Origin of the sequence: Yoonia sp. SDW83-1 (genome assembly GCF_046762885.1) — a bacterium.
GTDB lineage: Bacteria > Pseudomonadota > Alphaproteobacteria > Rhodobacterales > Rhodobacteraceae > Yoonia.
Genome location: NZ_JBKQXO010000010.1, coordinates 52,850 through 74,921 on the forward strand (window position 1 = coordinate 52,850; position 22,072 = coordinate 74,921).

Here is a 22,072-nt window from a genome sequence, read left to right on the forward strand (position 1 = left end):
AAGAGAGAAGGACAAGAGAGAAATGGCAAACAAATCCGTGTTTGCATCGTTGAAGGGCCGGTTGCTTCCGGCGGCTTCTGCCAAGAACCTGGCGGGGGCACCGGCCTACACCTATTCCGATGCGCATGCCTTGGCGCAGCTGGCGATGACCGGCACGTTTGGGCAGACATTCTACCAGGACCCGATGCAGGAGCTGTCCCGCACGCTGGAACTGGCGCAAAAGGTTGATCCGTCCTTCCTTGCAAAGGCGGCGGTATATACCCGGACCGAAGGGCATATGAAGGATATGCCTGCGGTTCTGTTGGCGGTGCTTTCGGGCCGTGACCCGATCCTGTTTCAGCGCGTTTTCGGGCGTGTTGTGGATAACGGGAAGATGCTGCGCACCTTTGTGCAGGTCATGCGGTCGGGGCAGACCGGGCGGAAATCGCTTGGCTCTGCGCCAAAGCGGATGGTCGCGAATTGGCTGATCAATGCGTCCGACCGGGCGCTGTTGCAGGCCAATGTGGGTAACGACCCGTCGCTGGCGGATGTGATCAGGATGGTCCACCCGAAGCCTGCGTCAAAGGCGCGTGAAGCGCTCTTTGCGTGGATCATCGGGAAACCGAGTGACGTGGCCCTGCTGCCGGAAAATGTGCAGGATTTCCTGCGGTTCAAGAAAACGGGGCGTGGCCGCGTGCCGGATGTGCCGTTCCAGATGCTGACGCAGATTGAGCTGTCCACGAAGCAGTGGGCAGGGATCGCTGAAAACGCATCCTGGCAGATGACCCGTATGAACCTGAACACGTTCCTGCGGCACGGGGTTCTGGCCCTGCCGAAGATGCGGCGCATGATCGCGGATCGTTTGCGTGATCCGGACCTGATCGCCAAGGCGCGGGTGTTCCCGTACCAGCTGATGACGGCCTACCAGGCCCTGTCGGCGGAGATGCCGGAGGAGATCCGGGAGGCGCTGCATGACGCGATGGAGCTTTCGGTGCAAAACGTGCCAAAGCTGCGCGGTCAGGTGGTTGTCGCCCCGGACGTGTCCGGGTCCATGTCCGGCGCTGTGACCGGTTTCCGCAAGGGGGCCACAACAGCGACCCGGTTCGTGGATGTGGCTGGTCTGGTGTCTGCGGCTGTGCTGCGGCGTAACCCGTCCGCGACGGTGCTGCCGTTCGAGGTGAAGGTGCGCGAGACGCGGCTGGAACCACGCGACACGATCCTGACAAACGCGGCGCGTTTGGCGGATCAGTGGGGCGGCGGGACCAACTGTGCGGCACCGCTGCAATGGTTGCTGAAGAAGGGGCGTGCCCCGGATTTGGTGATCATCGTCTCGGACAACCAGTCCTGGGCGCATAACCAGTACGGCAATGCCGGGACGGTGATGATGCAAGCGTGGGAGAAGCTGAAACAGCGGAACCCGCAGGCCAAACTGGTCTGCATCGACATCGCCCCATACGGGACGACCCAGGCGAAAGAGCGTGCCGATGTGCTGAACATCGGCGGGTTCTCGGACACGGTCTTTGACCAGATCGCGGCTTTTGCGAGCGGCGAGATGGGTCCGGACCACTGGGCTGGTCAAATCGAGGCCGTGGAGGTTTGAAAACGGGTCAGGCGGTTGCGCCTGACCCAACCGAAGGAACAAAGGGAATGACTGATTTTGTAACGGGCTGCACCCATTTCGGGCATGCCAATATCATCAAGTTGGCAAACCGCCCGTTTGCAGATGTGGATGAGATGGACCGGACACTGATCGCCAACTGGAATGCGGTCGTAGGACAGCGGGACACGGTATATCATCTGGGTGATTTTGCCTTTCGGGGTGGGCCGGGTGAGGAATATCTGAAACGCCTGAACGGTCGGATCGTCCGCCTGCAGGGCAATCATGACCCCAATGGCTGGGGCGCGGATTACATGCGGGTCAAATGCAACAAGACCCGCGCGGTCCTGTTTCACTATCCGATCGAGGAGTGGGACGGCTGGTACAGAGGGGCGGTGCATCTGCATTGCCATACGCACAAACCTGATTTTGTTTCGGGGAAACGGCGTGGAAATGTGGGGGTGGATGCCACCGGCTTCACCCCAATGAGATTGGAAGAGGCGGTCGCAAGGCTGCTGGAATAGAAAGGAATGACTGACCCGGCGAATGCTGGTGGAACTACAGGGATAGAGCGCCGGTCCGCACGGGCCGGAGGTCGCGGGTTCAACTCTCGCCATCATGCAGATGATGTAGCTCAGTGAACGTTTCACCCACTCTTGTCGCCGGGACCGAAAGACAAACATCTTGGCAAATGCCGATGGAACTACATCCAGGACGCGATGCCGGTTCTGCTTGCAGATCACGGGCGCGTAAGCTGTTTCATCAAACCCTTGTTGCCAAGACCCGAAATCACTGGCGAATGCCAAAGGAACTACATCGCACCAAAGCGGGATCACCCGAGGGTTCAACTCCCCTCTTGCGACACGCCCAGACGGAAAACCATATCTTCGGACATGGGGGCGGGGCCCCGAAACGTTTCTTTACCCTTTGTCGCCAGCCCCGAAACATCCGGCAAATGCTGGTGGAACTACATTCTTAATGTCGTGGTCGCGGGTTCGAGTCCCGCCCCGAGAGGGTAGCTCAGTTGGTAGAGCGCGAATGTTTCACTGTACCCTTGTTGCCGGACCCGAAACCAAACCCTGGCGAATGCTGGTTGGAACTACATTACGAATGTCGAGGTCGTGGGTTCGAATCCCACCCCTGCTTCCATTGCAGGGTAGCTCAGCGGAGAGAGCGCGTAACGTTTCACCTTTTCTTGTCGCCGGGGTTTCTGATCACCCCCTTGCGGGGCCAAATCGAGCGGTGCTAAAAATGTACCGCCCATGACGGCCCCGTTCGGGATCAAAACGGCCAGGGATTAGCTCAGTCTGGTAGAGTGCTGCATTCGGATTGCAGAGGCCGGAGGTTCAAATCCTCTATCCCTGACCACCCAAACCGGAGGAATGCCTGTGGGACTACATCTAGCCAAAATGTCAGCGTCTCACTGAATTCTTGTCCTCCACTATTCGGCTGTAGCTCAGCGGCAGAGCGCCTGACTGTTAATCAGGATGTCGTAGGTTCGACCCCTACCAGCCGAGCCAATATTGGAAGGTAGCTCAGTTGGTAGAGCAACGGTTTTTGGTACCGCAGGTCGCAGGTTCGAACCCTGCCCTTCCAGCCAAAAGGATTCAACGAGGCGCCTTGCGGCATCACCGGGCCGTGCCTCATCGCAACAGAAAGGAAACAACCGGGGGAATGCCCGTGGGATTACATCGACCCAAAATCGTCGCGGAAACGCATCTCACGCACCCTTGTCCCCCGGACCTACGAGTTGGAAATGCCTGCAGGATTACAGGTAGACGCGAGGCCCAAACGGGCTTGGGCCATCAGGCCTGTGCTGGTTCAACCCCAGCCCGGAGCAATCCGGTGGCGGAAAATCATCCTGCAAACGCCTTGTTCCGGTCGTGGTTTGATTTGAGAGTGAATGAGATGAGAGAACCAACGAGATATGTGCTTGCCTGCAGGATATGCCACGCTTTCCTGAGCAATCCTGTTCGAGCGATTGTGACTTATCCGCAGCTCCTTGAACACTGCGAGAACCATGCCGATGGTCTTGGCATTGCGTCGGGCTGGTTTCTAACGCCGAGCTTGGAGTTACGGAAAGTTTTCGTGAAGGAAACAGGAACTCAATTAGACGTCCCCGGTAGCTTTGCCAGTCTTGGGGACGTTTCCGAAATGGTGAAGTACACCAAGCCAAGACACAAACTTATCGGCTGCTGCGGGATCAACGGGGACGATGGCCCGACCCGAATATGTATCTGCGGTGCGGTCGTTGGAACTGAGTTCTCCGAATGCTTTCAGACGCAACGCTTTGAACCTGATATGAAAAATACCGAATGGATCCGTTTGGATACGGAAGAGTTAGTAAAATGACACAAGTAGAAATCACAGGTGAAACCCTCAAGGAATGGGGACATACACCCGGCAAGGAATTTGGCCGTGCGCTGGAAATTGCGCAGGCTGCGGCCGCTGCTGGGTATGAGTTGGATCAGATCAGGGCGAAGCTTGATACGATGAAGCCGCCGCCTCCTCCGCCTACGCTGCCTTTGCAGAAGGCGGGCGATGTGCCGTTTCATTTCAATATCGAAGCGTCGGACGATGCTGACGAGGTCAAGAACCTGGAACAGGTGCGCGAAACGATGACGGCTGTCATCCGCACCCCCACGGTCGCGGCTGCCGCAGTGATGCCTGATGCCTGCCCTGCCGGTCCTGTCGGGACGATCCCGGTGGGCGGTGTCGTGGCGGCCCGCAATGCGATCCATCCCGGCATGCATTCGGCGGATATCTGTTGTTCCGTCATGATGACCGATATGGGCGAGATTGACCCCAAAGCGGTGCTGGACGCCGCCGAGAAGGTCACGCATTTCGGGCCCGGCGGGCGACCCAATGGCAAGCGGTTCACTATGTCGCAAAATCTGATGGATGAATTCAGGGAAAACCGTTTCTTGAACAATCCAAAAGTGTTGCGCATGGCGGTCGAGCATCTGGGGACCCAAGGCGATGGCAACCATTTCCTGTTCGTCGGCCGGTCGCGCAAGACCGGGCGGACGGCGATTGTGACCCACCACGGCTCTCGCGGGCCGGGGGCGGTGCTTTACAAGCTGGGGATGGAAGTGGCGGAGAAATACCGCAAGCGCCTGTCGCCCGCGACGCTGAAGCAGAACGCGTGGATCCCGGCGGATAGTGAGGATGGTCGCGAATACTGGGCCGCCCTGCAACTGATCCGCAAATGGACCAAGGCGAACCATAACGCGATCCATCAAGCGACCGTGGAAGGATCCAAGGCCCAGCCGGGTGATCGGTTCTGGAACGAACATAATTTCGTCTTCAGGCGGGGTGATTTGTACTACCACGGCAAGGGTGCCACCCCGGCCTGGGGCGATTATGCCCATGATGCGACGGGTCTGACGCTGATCCCGCTGAACATGGCCGAGCCTGTGCTGGTCGTGAAAGGCAAGGATGCGGATCATGCGCTGGGCTTTTCGCCGCATGGGGCGGGGCGCAACTTTTCGCGCTCTGAACACAAGCGGCGGCTGGGTGAGGTGACACCGGAACAGGCGCTTGCCGCAGAAACGGCGGGCCTTGATATCCGCTTTCCCGCGGGTGCCGTGGATGCGTCGGAATTGCCGTCGTCCTACAAGAACGCGGCGTCGGTCGTGCGCCAGATCGACCAGTTCGGGCTGGCCGAGATCGACGATTACATTGATCCTTATGGCTGCATAATGGCCGGGGATATCCCGCCGTTCTGGATGGACAAGAAGAAAAGGAAAGGGCGGCGATAGGCCGCCCTCATGAACGATGAAACAGGCAAGCAAATTTCTGAGCCTCGTGCTCCGCCATGACCCGGGAAGGATCGGGCTGGTTCTTGACCCCCAGGGATGGGTGGATGTTGACAATCTGCTGGCGGCGCTGGCAGGCACGGACAACGCCATGACGCGCGAGACTTTGTTCGAGATCGTCGCCACATCCGACAAGAAGCGGTTCAGCCTGTCCGATGACGAAAAGCGTATTCGTGCGGCGCAGGGTCATTCCGTGCAGGTTGATCTGGGACTGGTGCCTGTGACACCGCCCGATGTCTTGTATCACGGTACTGCCACCACATCAGTCGCATCGATCATGGCTAATGGGTTGCTGCCCGGGGGCCGCCAGCAGGTACATCTGTCGGCGGATACCGACACCGCAATCAAAGTTGGTATGCGCCATGGTAAGCCTGTGATCCTGCAGATCAAAGCAGGCCAGATGTCAAAGGATGGTCATTTATTCTTTCAGGCGGACAATGGTGTCTGGCTGACTGATCAGGTTCCAGCTACTTATCTGTCCCTCGACTGAAACGAAACGGGCCGCCATCCAGCAGAGGATGGTGGCCCGAATTCAACTATCTAAAGCTGCTGATCAGTCGAAGACGGCTGCCAGTTTGTCGATGCCGATGCCTTCTTTTATCTCGCGCAAGCGGGCATAGATCAGGGCCGAACCGATGCCGGACAGACCGTAGATAAACGCATTCAGGGCTGCAAAAAGCAGAATGCCAATGGCAATGCCAACGGTACCTGTGCCGAAAATCGGAACGATGATACCAACGACAAATCCGACAATCATGCCGATTATGATTGTGCAGATGCCCAAAAGGACCAGCGCACCGATGATTGGCCAGCGGTATTCCTTGGTCAGTTGTGCCGAACGGCTCATGCCACCAAAGCCGACCCCTTCGATCATGATGGCGGGGGTAGTGACCGAATACATCGCATAGATGATCAAGCCTGGGATAATCAGCAGCAGAAAGCCGATACCGGCGAGGATACCGATAACCAGCGACAATACGGCGATGGGAACAACAGCTTTGATCGCAGGCGAGATGTACTTGCCTGGCGTAACCGGGTTACCCAGCTTGGCGTCATAGGCCATCTGTACCAAGAGGGCGATTGTGATCCCCTGAATGGCCAACTGCAGCACAGTTGAGATGACGATGCCGGATATTGATGGACCTGCAAACGGGTCACCGGCAGCAAATGGGTCTGCGGATCCGATGCCGAGCGTCAATTCGGCCCCATTCATAAAGACCGAGATCAGAAGCCCGATCAGAGACGGGATGAAGCCAAGGATCATGACCGCCAAGATGTTGCGGAACAGGATCGAGAAGCTTTCCGATACGATGCGACCGACACCAAGTGCGGCATTTGCGGAAAGGGAAGGGTTGCTTGTCATAAAGGGTCCTTTTTCGTTGATAGGTCCGCCCGGATCAGGGACATTTGGACGGCGTTTGAATATTTCCGTTGCTACATCGGCGAATAATCATGCCGAAAAAAGGCATGAAAATGACGATGGGTCAGGGTTGCAGCAAAACTGCATCACTTCTCATCGTCTTGTTCTGCGTGAAATTTGTTTTTGCGACGTTCGCCGAACAATTGCTTCTGTTCCAGATGCGCGCGCTGGGCGTTGTAGAAGGCGCGCAGGAAGGCGACTCTGTCGGGCGCGCTGACCGGATCGGCATAGCTGATCTTGCGCCTGATCTTTTCGATGACGGATTCAATCGTGGCGTTCTGGTGGGCGTTCATCTGGGCACTGGTCCGGTTTTCCTGCGCGCGCAGCAAATCCTCAAGCGTTTGCAATTCGAACGCCCCGTAATGGTCCAACTGGTGTGACAGGAAGGTGAATTTGCCCTTTTTCAACTGCGGCTGCGGTACGGATTGCGCCAGATCCTTGAGCAGGACCGGCATCGGCAGGTGGATCACATAGGTGCCTGCGATCATATCGCCCAACCGCTGCCGACGCTTGTTCAGCACCGGGACGAGCAGGGTGCCGATGATCCAGGCAAATGCGATCAAAGATGAGATCGGAGAAGCCGCATCAAGTGTCAGGACAAGGGTGCCGGGTAAAAAGATCTCGGCTTCTTTCATCAGGTTGCGCACGACAAGGGAATGCGCGCTGAGCGACAGACCGTCATGTGACACGACCTTGATTTTCATGAGCTTCTTGCCGAGCGTCTGCCCGTTCCACGCAAGTTCAGTCAGGACATAATAGGGGATGCGGATGATGAAAAAGAGCATCATACCCACCGCGCCTAATGTCTGTGGTGAGGTCAGATTGATCATCACCAAAAGAATGATGATGGCGATGGCGCCGATCCCGGTGATCAGGATGTCAGTGATCTGGGCTGCCATGCGAGCGCCGACGCCTGCGACCTCAAGGTGCAGCGGCACGCCTTCGGGCGGCATCAGCTCGTCCCTGTTGTAAAGCGCTGGCTTCTTCTTTTCCCGCCGCCGCCACTTCATGACCGCGCCCTCCCGCCGAGTGCGAACCAGAGCAGCCAAAGCAGCCCGATCCCCCAGCCGATGGCCAGACGTGTGTTCATATCCTGGATCAATTGCCGCCCGAACCCTTCCAGTAGTGCTGCGGCGACCAGCATGACGGCGGCCACGATGGCGAGTTTTGCGGCATCTCGCCCGGCTTGCCTGAGCGATTCAATCCGGCTGAGTTGGCCAGGAAACAGGATTGCGGCCCCCAATTGCAGCCCGCCGCCGCAGGCGATGCAAATGGCGGATAGTTCAGTGACCCCATGAATCGATAGCCAACCGGCGATATCCCAGCCCAGCCCCCGATCGACGTGAAGGGCGATGAAAGACCCGAAGATCAGCCCGTTGTAGAATGTCAGCGCGATGGCTGGCGCACAAAGGAAGACACCCAGCCCAAAGACAAAAATCGCGATCCGCGTGTTGTGCGAGAACAGGAAGGTCGCGAAGGCCCCAAGCCCGGAGGCATCAGGATCCTCGTCATAGATGACGGACCGCAGGTAGGACGTTGATGCGTCCGGTCCCCGTCCGCCCGCCAGTTCAGGCGGCATCATGACATAGTACCAGGCCGGGTCTTCGAAATAGAGCAGATAGCCCGCCAGCGCACCCAGCCCCATGCAAAGGAACCCAAGCGCGATGAACAGCCATGACCGTCGCATCGCTTGCGGTGCGCCGCGGCGCAGGAACCGGCTGAAGACTCCACGCACGCTTTCCTGTGGGGCGTAGACGCTTAGATACGCGCGCGCTGTCAGCGCCTCGAGGTAATGCAGCAGCGCCTTGTCGAGCGAGATTTCGCGGGCGATGGCCAGCGATGTCGTCCCCTCGCGGTAGAGGGCGGCGAGATCGCGCGCCTCGTCAAAGCTCATCCGGTGCAGACCCTGGCTTTCGGCTTTGGCCACCAGTTTTTCCAGCCGCGCCCAGTCCTCTTCGCGTTCCTTGCGAAACCGGGCCGAGCGGATGAGATCAGGTTTTTCCATCAGATCAACTCTTTGGCTTTGATTTCGAGGTAGTGCGAGATGAGTTGCGCGGTGACCTTGCCCGGTTCCGTGTCGATCACCGTCACCCCAAGCCGGGTCAGACGTTCCAGCACGATGCGGCGTTCATTGATCGACTGATCGGCGGAAACCAGTTGCGCGACCCCGGCCATGTCAGCGGGTGGTTCGCCGGTGAGCGCCTCAAGCTGGGGGTCGCGCATGGTGACGAAAATCACCAGATGCCTGCGGGCCAGGATGCCGATATTTTCGATGAGCAGTTCGGCCGAGGTCGTATCGACGAAATCCGTGAAGACGATAATCAGGCTGCGCTTGGGTGTTCGCGCGTTCAACTCTGTCATGGCCAGTGTGTGGTTTGTTTCACGGCTGACATAGGACAAATCGGCGGTGCGCGTGCGCATCTGCGCAAAGGCCAGCCGTCCGGGTGCTGGGGCAGAAAAGACACGTGGGCGCACATCATAGGAATAGAAGCCCACCAGATCACCGCCAATGGTTGCGGCCCATGCCGTCGCCAAGGCGGCGGTGATCGCATGGTCGATCTTGGGCATGCCGCCGATTTCTTCGCGCATCAGATACCCGTTATCGAGCGCGATGATGACGTGGTGGTTGCGTTCGGCCCTGAGTTCCTTGGCCACCAGTGACCGGCGGCGGGCGGAGCGTTTCCAGTCGATGGATTTGACGTCCATGCCATGCACGAAATCCTGCAACTGGTGAAATTCCGACCCTTCGCCGATGGCGCGGTTTTCCTTGATCCCGAACAGTGCTGAGTTGACCGACGTGGTGATCTGGCCCGATTCGATCAGCCGAATGTTCGGTACGACCTTCAGTTCCAGTCCAAGAGGGACCTTTGGCACAAACTCGAACAGGCCAAAGCGGGACGACCAGAGGAGCCAAAGATGATCGCAGCGCCATGTGCCCCGCCGTACGGCGCGGCAGGTGACCTTTGCCTTAGCGGTGCCTTTGGCGGCCGGGGCGAATGTGATGTCCAGTTCGCCTGACAGGCCGTCGGGCCATTCGATCTGCCCTTTCAAGCCTTTGGGCGCATTCTGGGCCGTCAGGGTCAGATCGACATTTTCACCCACAAAGACTTCTGGTGGATAGTCAACCGCGACGGCCTTTCCCCGCGACAGGGACAGAGCAAGATCGATGATGACTGCGGCCCCAAGGATGACCCACAGCCCAATTGCCGCGCTCATGGGCGCGTCGCCGACGAAGGTCGCCAGCAGTGACATCAGCAGGGCACCCCCGCCGAAGATCAGCAATCTGCGGGATGGACGGATCAGCGGGGGGCCTCGATCTGGTCAAGAATGTTTTCAAGGACCTGCACGGCGTTACGACCTTCGATTTCCGCTGTCGGGCCAAGCACGATCCGGTGGCGCAGCGCCGGGACGAACAGGCGTTTCACGTCGTCAGGGATGGCAAAGTCCCGGCCAGCCAGCGCGGCAGCGGCGCGGGCAGCGGTGGCGATGGCATCTGCCGCACGGGTGGAGGCACCGTAGGAGATTTCAGCATTCTCGCGCGTTGCCCGAACCAGTCGCAGGATGTAGGCCAGAATGTCGTCTTTCAGGATGATGCTGTCGATTACCGCACGGCTTTCCGCCAGGGTTTCGGCACCCATGACCTTGTTTTTGCCGTCCATCGAGGCGCGGGATTCGATCGGTTCAGCGGCATGCGCCTGCAGGATTTCCATCTCAACCGCTTCGGGCGGGAAATCGACAACCAGCTTGAACAGGAAACGATCCAGCTGCGCCTCGGGCAAAGGATAGGTGCCTTGCTGTTCAATCGGGTTCTGGGTTGCGACGACGATGAATTCGTCGCCCAGCGAATGGTCGGTGCCGTCGATACTGACCATGCGTTCGTTCATCGCCTGCAGCAGGGCCGCCTGGGTTTTGGGCGGGGCGCGGTTGATTTCGTCGGCCAGCAGGACCTGGCTGAAGACCGGCCCTTTGGTCAGGGTGAAATCATTGGTCTGGAAGTTGAAGATCGAGGTGCCGAGCACGTCGCCCGGCATCAGATCGGGCGTGAACTGGATGCGTCCGAAATCCAGATCAAAGGCGGCGGCAAAGCTGCGCGCCAGCAGGGTCTTGGCAGTGCCGGGCGGCCCTTCGAGCAGGACGTGACCGCGCGCGAAAAGCGCGACCAAAAGCATATCGACGATCTCTTCCTGACCGCGGACGGTTTTGGCGATCTCGTCCCGCAGGGCATCGGCGCGGGTGCTGAGTGTTTCAAGTGTCATGGGCGAGTTGCTCCAATGTTCGTTCAAAGGCGTTGACGTAGGTGATGGCTTGTGTGGATGAAATCTGTGGTGGCAGAGATCGTATTTCGGCCAGAAGGTTGCTCAGGTGTTCGGCTTGCGCCGGGTCAGAGCGGGCGATGTATTTGAGATATGCCGCTTCCTTTGCGGCAGCCCCCGGATAGGCTGCACCAAAGATGGCTGAACTGACGGCTGTGATCCTTGCCGTCACATAGTCAGACAGCAGTGCCCCATCCTGACCGGTCAGCCGCATCAGGCGGGCGCGGGCCGCAATCGCCTGCAGCTTGCTGGCGCCCAGTTTCGATTGTGGCATACCGATGGGGCCATAACGCAACCCGGCCCGCCACAGCACAATCAGCATGAGGATCGCGCCACCCAACCAAAGGACCGAGAATGGAAATTCGAAAAACCGCTTCAGATCGGCCCATGTCCTGTCACGGGCGACAACCTGGCTGTCTTCGGTGATCCAGACGCTACGGCTGTAATCGATCAGGATCTTGCCGTCTTGCGCCAGGCTGGGCAGCAGGTCCGCCGCGATCAGGGCATTGTCGCCAAGACGCAGGCCGTGATTGCTCAAAAGATCCGGATCGGACAGGACGAGGACATCGGCGCCACCGCCGCTCGTGCACCAGCCCAGAACCATTTCACCGACATCGCCGATGATCGGAGCGCAACCGTTGCCGTCAAAGACCTGTGCCACATAAAGCCGTGCCGTCAGGCGGGTTCCATCGATTGCGGTATAGGCGAAGTCATTGAAGGGGCGCGGTATGTGCCGCAGTTTGCCGACCGATACGCCGGCCACATCCTGTAGCGTGTTTTGTGCGGCGGTTCTGTCAACCAAAAGCGCGGGATGGCCCAGCCCGGTCAGGCGCAGGCCGGTCCGCCATTTGGGCAGAACCGCCATGGTTTGCACAAGATCAGCCCTGCGTCCGATGCCAAACCGGTCCAGATCATATTCATCTTGCTGGAAAATCAGCTCTTCCTTGGTTTGCGGGGCAACCCGGTCTTCGCCAAGATCCGTATCGTAAAGCGGCATCACCAGAAGGCCGATCGTATCCGCATCAATCGTCCAGCCACCAGCAAAGCTGTTGGCGTCGTGGCCCTCGCTCGACAGCCACACCTGCAATCCGTCAAAACCGGTGGCCGACCCGCGCAATTGCTGTTGTTGCTGGCTTGAGAAAAACCACAGCACGGCAAGGCAAAGCACAGCAAAAACGCCGATGAACAGCATTTCGGGGCGTAATGGCGTGGCCTTGGGCTGGTTTGTGCTGTCACTCATCGCGACAACTCCCGAAACAGCGGGCTGATCTGTTCGACGTGACCCTTGAATTCGGGTTCTGTCACATCGCGTCCGCCGAATTGGACCCGTTCACTGGCGCGAACCAGATTGCGCAGGGCCGCCAAATGGCTTTGGTCGGCGGGAAGACGGCGCAGGGCATCACGGCTTGTCCAGCTTTGCTGCAGCAAAAGCCCGTTGGCGGTGACAGCGACACGCAGCGCATTCTGTGCCAATGCAACCAGCGCATCGCGCCGGTCTGCCATGCTGAGAATTTCCTTCAGGCTGCGCGGTGGCGCATCTGACGGTTTTTTGGCGTTTCTGCGGCCCTGACGGATGTTTAGGTCCGGATTGTCGGCATCGGGGTTCAATGCCACCAGGAACCCGCCGCCAAAGCGCGCGAAAAGATAGATGATGCCAGCGATGATAAGCGCAGCGACAATAGCCGACGGCCATCTGATGTTGTAGCCATTGATACCGCTTGGGTCCGAGCGATCAGGTTCCGGTTCGGGTTGTTGTGCCGTTTCCAGTGGGGGGACCGCCGCGGTGGGATCGTAATAGGCGACATTGGGATCAATGCCGCTCCGATTGATGGCGTTCAGATAGGCGTCGCCTGACGGTCCGATTTCAGCGGGGGATTGCACCGCCTCCTGCGGCGTTGCGGGGAAACCGCCCAGCAATAGAAAACCGGTAAGGATCAAACAACCGAAGCGATGCATTTGGCGGTGATACCCTTGATGGAAACTGCGCCGCAAACGTGATGTTGGATCATGTGCTGACAATGGCGCGGATGTGACATCAATACGTCAGTTCAGCCCCGTGACATCTAGCGGGTGACGGCCACATGATCATCGTCGCCCTGCAACTGACGTTCGAAGACCAGAAAATCGTAGTACCCGCAATTCGGTGCATGGGGGTAATTGCGGCAAGTATCCGGGCGGCCCTCATACACTGTGCATCGTCGCTGCTCTTCGTCAAAGAACGTGCAGATTGTCCCGAAATGCCGGTCTGGTTTGTGTTTGAGAAGAAGGGGATACCGGCTTTTGCCGTGAAACTGGCCATATTTTGTGTGCCGGGTGATGACATCGTCCGGCGCTGCACCAAGGTGATCGGACAGCCGGGCCAGATCCGCGTCGGTTAACGGAATTTCGTCATAGGTGCAGCAATAGCCGGGGCAATTTGTGCAATCAAAGCCGTCAGGTCGCAAGCGGATCTCCATCTATGGTGCAGACGATGCCCAGCCGCACCCCGCATTGTTGAGGTTAAAGTATTTTGCTGGCCGTTCCAGCAAATGATCGTTGTTCTATTCACTTGACCGGGCGTCACGAGCGAAGCATGCTCTTATGTAGTTAAAAGGAGAATGGCTTTGAGCGATCTTACATTATTTGTACTTGAAACAGACCTGAGCGAATTGTCACCGGAGCATCTTGGAAAAATCGAAGAAATTTTGCTTCGATCCCAGAACTCTGCAGTTGCCCAGATCGAGGATATCACAGCGGCATTGAAATGCCTGCATGACCTGCGTGCGGGTGGCGGCGGCACCAAGAAGACGCCGACGAAGAAGAAAAAGAATCCCACCAAGAAAACACCCGGTAAGGAGACCCCGGAAGAGGCACCGCCACAGCCGGATGAAGAAGCGCCAACGCGGAAGAACCCTCATAAGTAAGAGGATGATTTTGGGGCCCGACAGCGATGCTGGCCCCAAACGCATTTTCACGACCTTTGTGCGGCGTCTTTCATGGCGCCGACAAATGCCTTCATTGATGGACGTCCCGTAATGCGCGGCGCGTAGGCGTTTTCCCAATGCCGGATCGCATCGGGTATGGCATCGCAGCCCCAAGCCTGTCGCAGCTCTGGATCGGCATCATCAAGTGCGGCAAGGCATTCTGTTGCGATCATGAACAGGTCATCGACAAGCTGGCCCTTCTGGTCGCTGGTGTCCTTGTCCCAAAGCGAGCCGTTGATGTGCCAGCGTGATGCGGTGTGAAGCACATTCAGCAAGCTGACGTAGAAACTGCCCACGCCAATGTAGTCTTCCAGCGTATAGACGCGATGCGTGTACTTGCCTGGCAGAAAGATCGTTTCGCCCGGTTCGACAAAGAACCAGAATGCTTCATCCAGGGTCAAAAACTGTTCGAGTGAGAATGCCGCCCGGCCCTGCACCTCGACTCGCTCCACATCCTCGATCCCGGCTTCCAGCCCTTCATATGTGTCCCACGCAAACCATAGCTTCTTGCCGACAAAGCAGTGGTTGCAAACTGCCATGTCGTCGGAATGTGAATCGGTCAGTTTACCGGCCGTACTGATCACCGAGGTCAGCATCTCCAATTCTTTGATCGCAGCGCTCGCCAGCGGCATCATGTTCCAAGGGGCCAGAAAATCCTGATCAAAGATGTCGCCCAGATCGCTGGTCCTGACCGGCAGATCGGTAATCCCGAGCACAGTGCCAGACGCACGCCAGCGGCGCATTATCTCCGAGATTGTGAGGTGTTGCTGACTGTCGCCGCGCCCGAACCGGACCGGATAGCTGTCGGTGCTTTCACTGCGCAAAAGCCGTTTGACCACCCCGTCGGCACCGTTCTGAAATACGCCCATGGTGGTGGGTTGCAGTGGGTCAGGGAAATCGTCGAAAAGCGCTGGTTCCTGGCGCGCCATTTTATGAAACAAGGTCTGGCGATCATACGATGTCGGCGTCAGCTGCTTTGCGAAAAGCTGATCGGCGGACACGTTGTGCATCCGAAGCGTCTGGTCGTTACGGGCCAGTTTTGTAAATGTCTGCAATGCCTCAGCTTCGGCAGCGAAGCGGTCATCGACTTCAGCATTATGCATCCGTGGAAATCCTTTTCATGCGTGCGTTCAATAATTCATTTGCCTGTAATAGGTCGCGAGTAACCAAATTGTCTTTCACAGCCGTCAATGACTGCCTGAGCGTATCGGTCGTCTCGTCTGACATTCCCACTATTGTCTCTGATCTGGCAAGACTAATCGCGGCCCTCAATGCCAATGATGCAGCGCCTTGGCCTTTGGCAATACGCAGAGCGTCCAGAAAACACTGCCGTGCCCGTTGACGGTCTTCATCCGACCCCAGCAGCAGTAACTCGCCCTTGACCCGCTGCGCCTCGGGGGCATAGCAGGGTTGGCTTGCGATCAATCTGTCGATCCCATCCAGCCCTTCGTTAATCTGCCCGGTGCGCAGGCAGACCTTGGACAACAGCAGTTTTGAAAATCCCTGATCCCATTTGTTGGCCATAAGGGCCGCGCCTTCATCATGCTGGCCGTTTTCGACCAGCGCCCAGCCCTTCAGGTTCTGCGCCCATTCGACAAAGAACGGATAATCCTGCTTCTTGGCGAGGCTGATGATCTCATCGGCCCGGCGGATCAGGTCATCGGGCATGGAGACAAAGTGCAGCAACGCACCCGTCATCGACAGCGCGTAGATCAGCGAATGCTGATAGGCCAGTTCCCGGGCCATTGTGATTGAGCGATCTGCACAACCGAGGGCCGCCTTAGCATCGCCAACGAACCAACGGTTCAATGCCAGGTACGACATGCTTTCCACGCCCGGATCTTCGCCGGTGCTTAGCGCAAGAGACTGGAAGCGGACGGGATCATAAATCTCGACAGATTTTTCTAGATACTTGCCTGCACTTTCATGCTGTCCGCGCAGAACTGCAGTCACACCGCAAAGGTTATAGGCCACAAGGCAGGATACATCATCGCCGTTCTTGTTGGCGTATTTCAGACACATGTCTGCCAGCGACTGCGCATAGTCATAGTCGGACCCGACCTGCGCGGAATTCCACATCCCATAGATGATTTCGTGGAAATAGGATGGATCATCAAATGCTTCTGAAAGCGCCCAGGCCCGCTGGTAGGCGTCTACCGTTTCGGACGCGGTGTAGCCTTTCACACTGGTCAGGGCGGCCCCGTAGGCCGTCAGCATAGACATCTTGCGACGGATGCGGGCCGGTTCGTCGGGCTGTGTGTCAAGGATGTCGATCGCCCGCTTGAGATGTGCGGTTGCTTCCTTGGTGGCCGAATGCTCCATCGCGAAACGGCCGGCCTTTTCCCAGTAAGTGGCCGCGTTTTCAGCGTCGCCAGCCCGGTCGTAGTGCTGTGCCAGGATTTCGGGCGCCTGTTCGACCACGTTCGGAAATGCGCCTTGTAGGCTGGCGGCGATTTTGCCGTGTAATGCCTTGCGGTCGCTGCGCGTCATGCTTTCGTAGACGGCATCCTGAACCAGCGCATGCTTGAAGATATAGCTCGCCTCTGACCGGCGCCGATGTTGAAAGACAAGGCCGGCTTCGATCAGGATGGTACATCTGCGTTGGGCCTCTTGCTGTCCAATCTTCAGGACATCGGCCAGAAGCGCACCGGAAAATTCCCGGCCGATGGTTGCAGCACAACCGACCGTGTTCCGCATTTCGGGAAAGCTGTCCAAACGCGACATCAGGGAATCATACAAGCTCGCCGGAATGGACATCTGTCCGAACGTGTCCGCCGGGTCGGCATTGTCGTCGGTACTGACATTGGCGCAGACGGTCTTTGTGATTTCCTCAAGGAACAGTGGAATACCGTCTGATTTTTCAAGGATCTGATCGACAAGCATGTCGGCCAACGGCACCTGAGGAGAGATATTGCGGATGATTTCACTGGCCTGTGACCGGGTCAGACGGCTGAGTTGCAGGCTGGTGACGTTGGGCAATTTTTTGAAGGGCATAGCCTGATCATCCCGGGTGGTGACGATCAGCAATGCGCTGCGGGACTGGACCTGCACCGACAGCGCCTCAAGCAGTTCAAGCGATGTGGGATCGGCCCAATGGGCGTCTTCGAAGATGATCACGGTCGGGCGAATATCAGCCGCGTGCAGCAAAAGCTTTGCAATGCTTTTGAAGGTTTCCTTTTTCTGCCGCTCTGACGACATGGTCGGCAGGCGTTCGATTTCACCCGGGATCGACAGCAAGTCGGCGAACAGCAAATGATCCTGCTCATCAGAGATGTTGCGCGTCAGAAGAAAGCTGTTCAGCTTCTTTGACTTTTCGGTCGGCGGATCGTTATCGGCGATGGAGGCGCGGGTCAGAACATAGTCGACGATCGGATGCAGCGAACTGTTGGAATAGTACGACGAACAGTTCAGTCGGATGCGGATGGTTCCAAACCCATTCACCTTTTCAAACAACGTGTCAGCAGTGCGCGATTTGCCAATGCCAGCCTCACCAGACAGGATCACAACCTGCCCTTCGCCCTGCTGTGATGCATGCCAGCGATCTTCCAGCAGCCCGATCTCGTGCATCCGCCCGACGACCGGCAAATGCAGGCTGTCAACATAGCTGGCCAGTACCTCATCACTGCGGACCCGGCGGATCACCTCGAAGATGCTGACCTTGCCTTCAACCCCTTTGATTTCCACATCGGCGCGTTCGGCAAAGTGAAAGCGGTGCCGGGCGAGCGATGCTGTTGTTGCGCTGACCAGGACGGAGTTTGCGCCGGCAAGCGCCTGCAGGCGGGCGGCGAAATTGGGCGTATAGCCCAGAACGTCCACTTCTTTCAGGGCGCCGGTGGTGGTTTTGTTAACCAGCACCTTGCCAGTGGCGATGCCGACCCTGATGGCGAGGCTCTGGTTGATTGAGCGTGCCTTTGACTGCTGCAGTTGCTCCATCGCGGCAACGATATCAAGGCCGGCAAGAATGGCGCGTTCCGCGTCGTCCTCATGGGCCTGCGGGTGTCCGAAATAGGCCATCAGCCCATCGCCCAGATGCTGCGCGACAAAGCCATCGTAACGCTCGATCGCTGCGGTCCAAAGCGCGCGGCACTCATTCAAGGCATCGCTCAGATCCTCAGGATTATGCCGTCTGGACAGGGCGGTCCAACCGACGAGATCGCAAAACAGCACCGTGATCTGACGATGTTCAGCGGTCATTGTTGCTATGTCGGTGGCAGTTGTGCTGCCGACGCCTGTCGGAGGACGCATTTTCAGTAATCGGCGCAGACGACGCCGGTCGCCCAGCGGCAGACCCAGTTCAATCAGGTCCGCCTCGCTCAACTCTCCGACCACATCCATCTCAATGGCGGCGGCGCGAAACGTCTCGGCGTATTTTTCCAGATTGGCCTCACTGAGCCATTTTGCGATTTCCGACATTTATCGTTTTTTTGAGGCACTCTTGATCCGAACTCCGGCTCAAGCGAGCCACCCCTGACCCCCTGCAAAACAGCTGACTTGTTCTTACTGCCGCGTTCGCGGATCACCTGACGGCGCCCTGCGGTTACAACAGCAATCCGCCAGACATGAATCCAGCAGCCGCTTAACCGATTAAGCGCTGTCCGGCCTTGTTTGACAAGTCAGCTTCTCCTTACCTTTTGGTCTTGGTAAGTAATGCGGATCAACTCTGGGCATATTGCCGTCGACTGGCTGAGGGGTGTTCAGAAATCAGCGCGCCAGATATTTGTTGGTGAACCAGTTGGACACATCGGGTATTGTAGATAGCGGCATGCCGCTTTCGTCGCGCAGGATATTTTCATCGAACAGGAAGCGATTGATGCTCTCCATCTTCTCGTCGTCGATGACACCAACGGGTTCGCCCGGCTCTTGGAGATATCCGCCCGCGACCAGTGCCTCCATTGAGGCGTGAACGAGCGCCGGGTTCGGCAGCATACCGGCAGTTTCAGCGATCAGGATATCGGCGGCTTGCGCCGGGTTGTTTTGGGCAAATTCATATCCACGCTGTGTTGCCTGAACAAATACGCGCGCGGCATCCGGGTTTGCGGCCAACCACGTATTATTGCCGCCAAGCAGCGTTGTGTGCTGATCGGGCACACCGTAATCAGCATAGCGAAAGGCGCGTTGCGGCCTGTCCAGCAGAACCGAGTTCACGCCTTCCCAGGTGCTGATCTCAAGCGTGAAATCAACACGGCCATTGGCCAGCGCTTCATAGGCCGAGGTCCCAAGCGTTACCGTATCAAATACGCCTTCGCCCCCGTCATTGCGGATAATGGTTGAAATCAGCGCTTCCTCCCACGCGCTGCCGAAGCCTGCGTAGATCATGCCGTCCAGATCAGCCGGGCGTTGTATATTGTCGCGCTCACCATTGAAGACCAATCGCCCGGTCTCGTGCTGCACAATCGCCATCACGGCGGTCATATCCGCGCCGGCGGCGCGCTGGGTGTGAAAACCAACGGCGCTCAGAATGCCGAATTCCGCGATGCCGGTCGCAACCAGTGCCCCGGATGAGGTATCGGTATAGGGCAGGATATCGACATCAAGACCGGCATCGTCGAACCAACCTTTCGCCTGTGCCACATATAGTCCCACATGGTTGGTATTGGGTGTCCAGTCGAGCGCGACGCTGAGCTTTTCCTGCGCCGTGGCGGGAAGGGCGGCACAGAAAAATGCGGCTGTGATCAGGTGTTTCATCAGGTTTCTCCGGTTTGGTTAAGTAATATGTCCAGCAGATGCGCCTCGAGCGCATGTGCCTCTGTCGTGATCGGCTGCCCAAGGCGTGGGCGCTGTGCGGGGACCGCGATTTCGGCGCGGATGCGGGCAGGACGGGGTGACAGGACGTAGATCCTGTCGGACAGCGCCACGGCCTCGCGCACGTCATGGGTGATCAGGAGCGTCGTCCAGCGTGCAGTGCGCCAGCGTTCTTCGAACCATGTCTGCATCTGGGTCCGGGTCAGCGCATCAAGCGCGCCAAAGGGTTCATCAAGAAGCTGCACGGGCTGGCCTTGCACCACGGTGCGCAACAGCGCCGCACGCTGGCGCATGCCACCTGATAGCTGGGCCGGGTAGTGCCGTTCGAAACCCGCCAACCCGAAATCATCCAAGAGCGACAAAACCCGTTCGCGCGCTGCCTTGCGGGCTAAGCCCCGCACTTCTAGCCCCAAGGTTAGATTATCCAGAACCCGGCACCATGGCAGCAGTGCGTCGCGCTGGGGCATGAAGGCAAAGCGCTGCGGGTTTTCGGCAAGGGGATTGCCGTCATATGTCACGCGACCCGCATCCTGGGTCAGGGCCCCGGTGAGCAGCCGAAAGATCGTCGATTTGCCTGCACCTGATGGCCCCAGAAGCGTGACAAACTCGCCGTTGTTCAGGTGCAGGCTGATATCGTCCAGCACCGGGGTCTCACCCAGCGACAGGCGGATGTTCTGCATGCTCAGCACTGTCATGCGCCGTCCCCGTGGTCGCGCCAGCGCAGGACCGAGCGCTGTATCAGCGCGGTGCAGGCAAAAAAAATCAGGGTGAGCAAAGAGCTGATCACAACAGCCGCCAGCACAAGATCGGGCCGAAAACTGTTTTTCGCGTTCAGGATGACGATCCCCAGACCGGCCCGCGCCCCCACATATTCCGCAAAGATCGCGGCCACGACCGCATAGGTGATCGAGATCCGCAGCCCGGCAAAGAAATAGGGCATCGCCGAAGGCAATCGCGCGCGTCGGAAAATGACGCGGCGTGTGGCCCCCATGGACCGCAGCAGGTTTTCAATCTCCGGATCGGTTGCGGCATAACCATCCACCAGGGCGACCAGCATCGGAAAGAACGTCACCAGCGCGATCAGCAGGACCTTCGGCGTCAGATCGAAGCCGAACCAGAGCACCACCAAAGGTGCGATGGCGACGAGGGGCAATGTCTGACTGACAACAAAGATCGGGAACAAGGCCCGCCGCACCCGTGGCATGAAATCCAGCATGATCGACAGCCCGAAGGCTACGGTGAGGGACAGCGCGAACCCCGCAAAAGTCGCCCGCAGGGTGGGGATCGTATTGTCCCACAGCATCGTCCGGTTCAGCACGATCTGGCTCAACACTCGCGACGGTGCAGGCAGCATCAGGGGCGAAATCCCCGACAGGCGGACATAAAGTTCCCAGATCAGAAAGGCGCTAAGCAGGCTGAGGGCGGCAGGAATGCCGCGGGCCAGCCCTCCGCCGGGATGGCGGGGCAGGGGTTGCACCATGGGATCAGCGCTTGCTTGGGCTGTTTGCGGATACCGTCAGGTCAATCGTGACATGTCCATTGGGCGGCCCGAACTGGCAGAATGCCTGCTCAAGCGTGGCAAAGACCGGACCTGCATCCCCGGTCAGCCGGGTGCAGAAATTCTTGGACCGGTCAAACGTGCCGCTTTGTTTGAGGAAATCAATGCAGCCCCTGATCTCTGCCATGTGATCACCCGCGCCCAAGACATAAAGCGAAAACTGCGCATCGGCGGTCTGATCCGTTTTGGCGGCGCCAGACAGGGCAGAAAGGGCAGTCTTCTGACGTGATGCCAAGGGTTCTGACGGGTTGGCCATCGCGTCGGTCCGGCAGATCGGATCATCGGGTTCGCCAGGACACCCGCGCGACAGGGTCGTCCGCAACACGATATGATGGCCGGACCGGGCCGCAGCGACATAAAGATCGCGCAGGGCGGGAAAAAGAACCTCTGGCGGGCCGACCATCAAGGTCGAGATATCATCGGTTTCGATGCGCAGCCTGTCGCGCCAGGGATCAAGTGCATCGAGTGAAGAGAGGATGGTGTCGATGAACCCATCGGTCATCGGGTAAAGAGAGACTTGCGCGCCTGCAAACATTTCTGTCCTCCTTGCTACGCTGGCATTATCCAGATCAGCTTTGAGGGTCCGCAGGTTTGGCACCCGCATCTCAGCCACGGCAATACGCGGCACCCCTGAGTACCGCGAACTTCAATCGATCCGTGCGGAAAGGCAAGCGGAAAGTGT

General features: G+C 58.3%; 20 protein-coding genes, 4 tRNA genes and 1 riboswitch. Of the genes, 10 read left to right on the top strand and 14 right to left on the bottom strand.

The genetic code is table 11. The annotated features are described in order from the left end of the window. Window positions 1–22: 22 nt before the first annotated feature. The 9 genes from ACFWW4_RS13950 (at window position 23) to ACFWW4_RS13990 (ending at window position 5,884) form a co-directional block, all read left to right on the top strand. Window positions 23–1,579, top strand: a complete 1,557-nt coding sequence (locus tag ACFWW4_RS13950) for an RNA-binding protein (RefSeq protein WP_411891424.1) — start codon at window positions 23–25, stop codon at window positions 1,577–1,579. A gap of 47 nt (window positions 1,580–1,626) precedes the next feature. Beyond that, window positions 1,627–2,100 carry a metallophosphoesterase gene (locus ACFWW4_RS13955; protein WP_411891425.1) on the top strand — a complete coding sequence of 158 codons (474 nt, stop codon included), beginning with the start codon at window positions 1,627–1,629 and terminating at the stop codon, window positions 2,098–2,100. 485 nt (window positions 2,101–2,585) lie between these two features. After that, window positions 2,586–2,725, top strand: a tRNA-OTHER gene (locus tag ACFWW4_RS13960). Window positions 2,726–2,867: 142 nt separating this feature from the next. Next, window positions 2,868–2,944: transfer RNA gene (locus ACFWW4_RS13965), tRNA-Pro, on the top strand. A gap of 77 nt (window positions 2,945–3,021) precedes the next feature. Then, window positions 3,022–3,096, top strand: a tRNA-Asn gene (locus ACFWW4_RS13970). Window positions 3,097–3,100: 4 nt separating this feature from the next. Then, window positions 3,101–3,176 (top strand) — tRNA-Gln (locus ACFWW4_RS13975). Between the two features lie 245 nt (window positions 3,177–3,421). Further along, window positions 3,422–3,928, top strand: a complete 507-nt coding sequence (locus tag ACFWW4_RS13980) for a hypothetical protein (protein ID WP_411891426.1) — start codon at window positions 3,422–3,424, stop codon at window positions 3,926–3,928. Beyond that, window positions 3,925–5,337 (top strand): RtcB family protein, encoded by a 1,413-nt coding sequence (locus ACFWW4_RS13985; RefSeq protein ID WP_411891427.1) that lies wholly within the window; start codon window positions 3,925–3,927, stop codon window positions 5,335–5,337. The genes ACFWW4_RS13980 and ACFWW4_RS13985 overlap by 4 nt, the downstream gene beginning before the upstream one ends. 16 nt (window positions 5,338–5,353) lie before the next feature. After that, window positions 5,354–5,884: an RNA 2'-phosphotransferase gene (locus ACFWW4_RS13990; protein WP_411891428.1), complete on the top strand. Its 531-nt coding sequence runs from the start codon at window positions 5,354–5,356 to the stop codon at window positions 5,882–5,884. Window positions 5,885–5,947: 63 nt separating this feature from the next. Here the strand turns inward: ACFWW4_RS13990 and ACFWW4_RS13995 are convergent, their stop codons facing one another. From ACFWW4_RS13995 to ACFWW4_RS14030, 8 genes are all read right to left on the bottom strand, one after another. Continuing rightward, entirely contained in the window at window positions 5,948–6,757 is an 810-nt protein-coding gene (locus tag ACFWW4_RS13995; protein ID WP_393933078.1) for a hypothetical protein, read from the bottom strand. 143 nt (window positions 6,758–6,900) lie between these two features. Then, the gene (locus ACFWW4_RS14000; protein ID WP_411891429.1) at window positions 6,901–7,824 is read right to left on the bottom strand and encodes an RDD family protein; all 924 of its coding nucleotides are present in this window, start codon (window positions 7,822–7,824) and stop codon (window positions 6,901–6,903) included. Beyond that, the gene (locus tag ACFWW4_RS14005) at window positions 7,821–8,819 is read right to left on the bottom strand and encodes a stage II sporulation protein M (RefSeq protein WP_411891430.1); all 999 of its coding nucleotides are present in this window, start codon (window positions 8,817–8,819) and stop codon (window positions 7,821–7,823) included. The genes ACFWW4_RS14000 and ACFWW4_RS14005 overlap by 4 nt, the downstream gene beginning before the upstream one ends. Beyond that, entirely contained in the window at window positions 8,819–10,066 is a 1,248-nt protein-coding gene (locus ACFWW4_RS14010; RefSeq protein WP_411891431.1) for a DUF58 domain-containing protein, read from the bottom strand. The genes ACFWW4_RS14005 and ACFWW4_RS14010 overlap by 1 nt, the downstream gene beginning before the upstream one ends. A 47-nt stretch (window positions 10,067–10,113) precedes the next feature. After that, window positions 10,114–11,070, bottom strand: coding sequence for an AAA family ATPase (locus ACFWW4_RS14015; protein WP_411891432.1), 957 nt, complete (start codon window positions 11,068–11,070; stop codon window positions 10,114–10,116). Continuing rightward, on the bottom strand, window positions 11,060–12,367 hold the full coding sequence (locus ACFWW4_RS14020; protein WP_411891433.1) for a hypothetical protein: 1,308 nt from the start codon (window positions 12,365–12,367) through the stop codon (window positions 11,060–11,062). Before ACFWW4_RS14020 ends, ACFWW4_RS14015 begins: the two co-directional genes overlap by 11 nt. Then, complete coding sequence (locus ACFWW4_RS14025) at window positions 12,364–13,083, bottom strand: DUF4129 domain-containing protein (protein ID WP_411891434.1); 720 nt, start codon at window positions 13,081–13,083, stop codon at window positions 12,364–12,366. The genes ACFWW4_RS14020 and ACFWW4_RS14025 overlap by 4 nt, the downstream gene beginning before the upstream one ends. Before the next feature lie 107 nt (window positions 13,084–13,190). Next, the gene (locus ACFWW4_RS14030; RefSeq protein WP_411891435.1) at window positions 13,191–13,571 is read right to left on the bottom strand and encodes a YkgJ family cysteine cluster protein; all 381 of its coding nucleotides are present in this window, start codon (window positions 13,569–13,571) and stop codon (window positions 13,191–13,193) included. Window positions 13,572–13,730: 159 nt separating this feature from the next. On the opposite strand from ACFWW4_RS14030, the gene ACFWW4_RS14035 reads away from it, so the two are divergent. After that, window positions 13,731–14,030, top strand: a complete 300-nt coding sequence (locus tag ACFWW4_RS14035; RefSeq protein ID WP_393933094.1) for a hypothetical protein — start codon at window positions 13,731–13,733, stop codon at window positions 14,028–14,030. 47 nt (window positions 14,031–14,077) lie between these two features. On the opposite strand, the gene ACFWW4_RS14040 is transcribed toward ACFWW4_RS14035, so the two are convergent. The 6 genes from ACFWW4_RS14040 to ACFWW4_RS14065 all read right to left on the bottom strand — a co-directional run bounded on the left by ACFWW4_RS14040 (window position 14,078) and on the right by ACFWW4_RS14065 (window position 21,925). After that, window positions 14,078–15,193: a hypothetical protein gene (locus tag ACFWW4_RS14040; protein ID WP_411891436.1), complete on the bottom strand. Its 1,116-nt coding sequence runs from the start codon at window positions 15,191–15,193 to the stop codon at window positions 14,078–14,080. After that, window positions 15,186–18,503 (bottom strand): adenylate/guanylate cyclase domain-containing protein, encoded by a 3,318-nt coding sequence (locus tag ACFWW4_RS14045; protein WP_411891437.1) that lies wholly within the window; start codon window positions 18,501–18,503, stop codon window positions 15,186–15,188. The genes ACFWW4_RS14040 and ACFWW4_RS14045 overlap by 8 nt, the downstream gene beginning before the upstream one ends. Window positions 18,504–18,791: 288 nt before the next feature. Then, window positions 18,792–19,775: an ABC transporter substrate-binding protein gene (locus ACFWW4_RS14050; protein WP_411891438.1), complete on the bottom strand. Its 984-nt coding sequence runs from the start codon at window positions 19,773–19,775 to the stop codon at window positions 18,792–18,794. Next, window positions 19,775–20,527 (bottom strand): ABC transporter ATP-binding protein, encoded by a 753-nt coding sequence (locus tag ACFWW4_RS14055; protein ID WP_411891439.1) that lies wholly within the window; start codon window positions 20,525–20,527, stop codon window positions 19,775–19,777. Before ACFWW4_RS14055 ends, ACFWW4_RS14050 begins: the two co-directional genes overlap by 1 nt. Continuing rightward, window positions 20,524–21,312: an ABC transporter permease gene (locus ACFWW4_RS14060; RefSeq protein ID WP_411891440.1), complete on the bottom strand. Its 789-nt coding sequence runs from the start codon at window positions 21,310–21,312 to the stop codon at window positions 20,524–20,526. Before ACFWW4_RS14060 ends, ACFWW4_RS14055 begins: the two co-directional genes overlap by 4 nt. Before the next feature lie 4 nt (window positions 21,313–21,316). Then, window positions 21,317–21,925, bottom strand: a complete 609-nt coding sequence (locus tag ACFWW4_RS14065) for a YkoF family thiamine/hydroxymethylpyrimidine-binding protein (RefSeq protein ID WP_411891441.1) — start codon at window positions 21,923–21,925, stop codon at window positions 21,317–21,319. Continuing rightward, window positions 21,919–22,032, bottom strand: a riboswitch (TPP riboswitch). It overlaps the preceding gene by 7 nt. Window positions 22,033–22,072 lie beyond the last annotated feature (40 nt).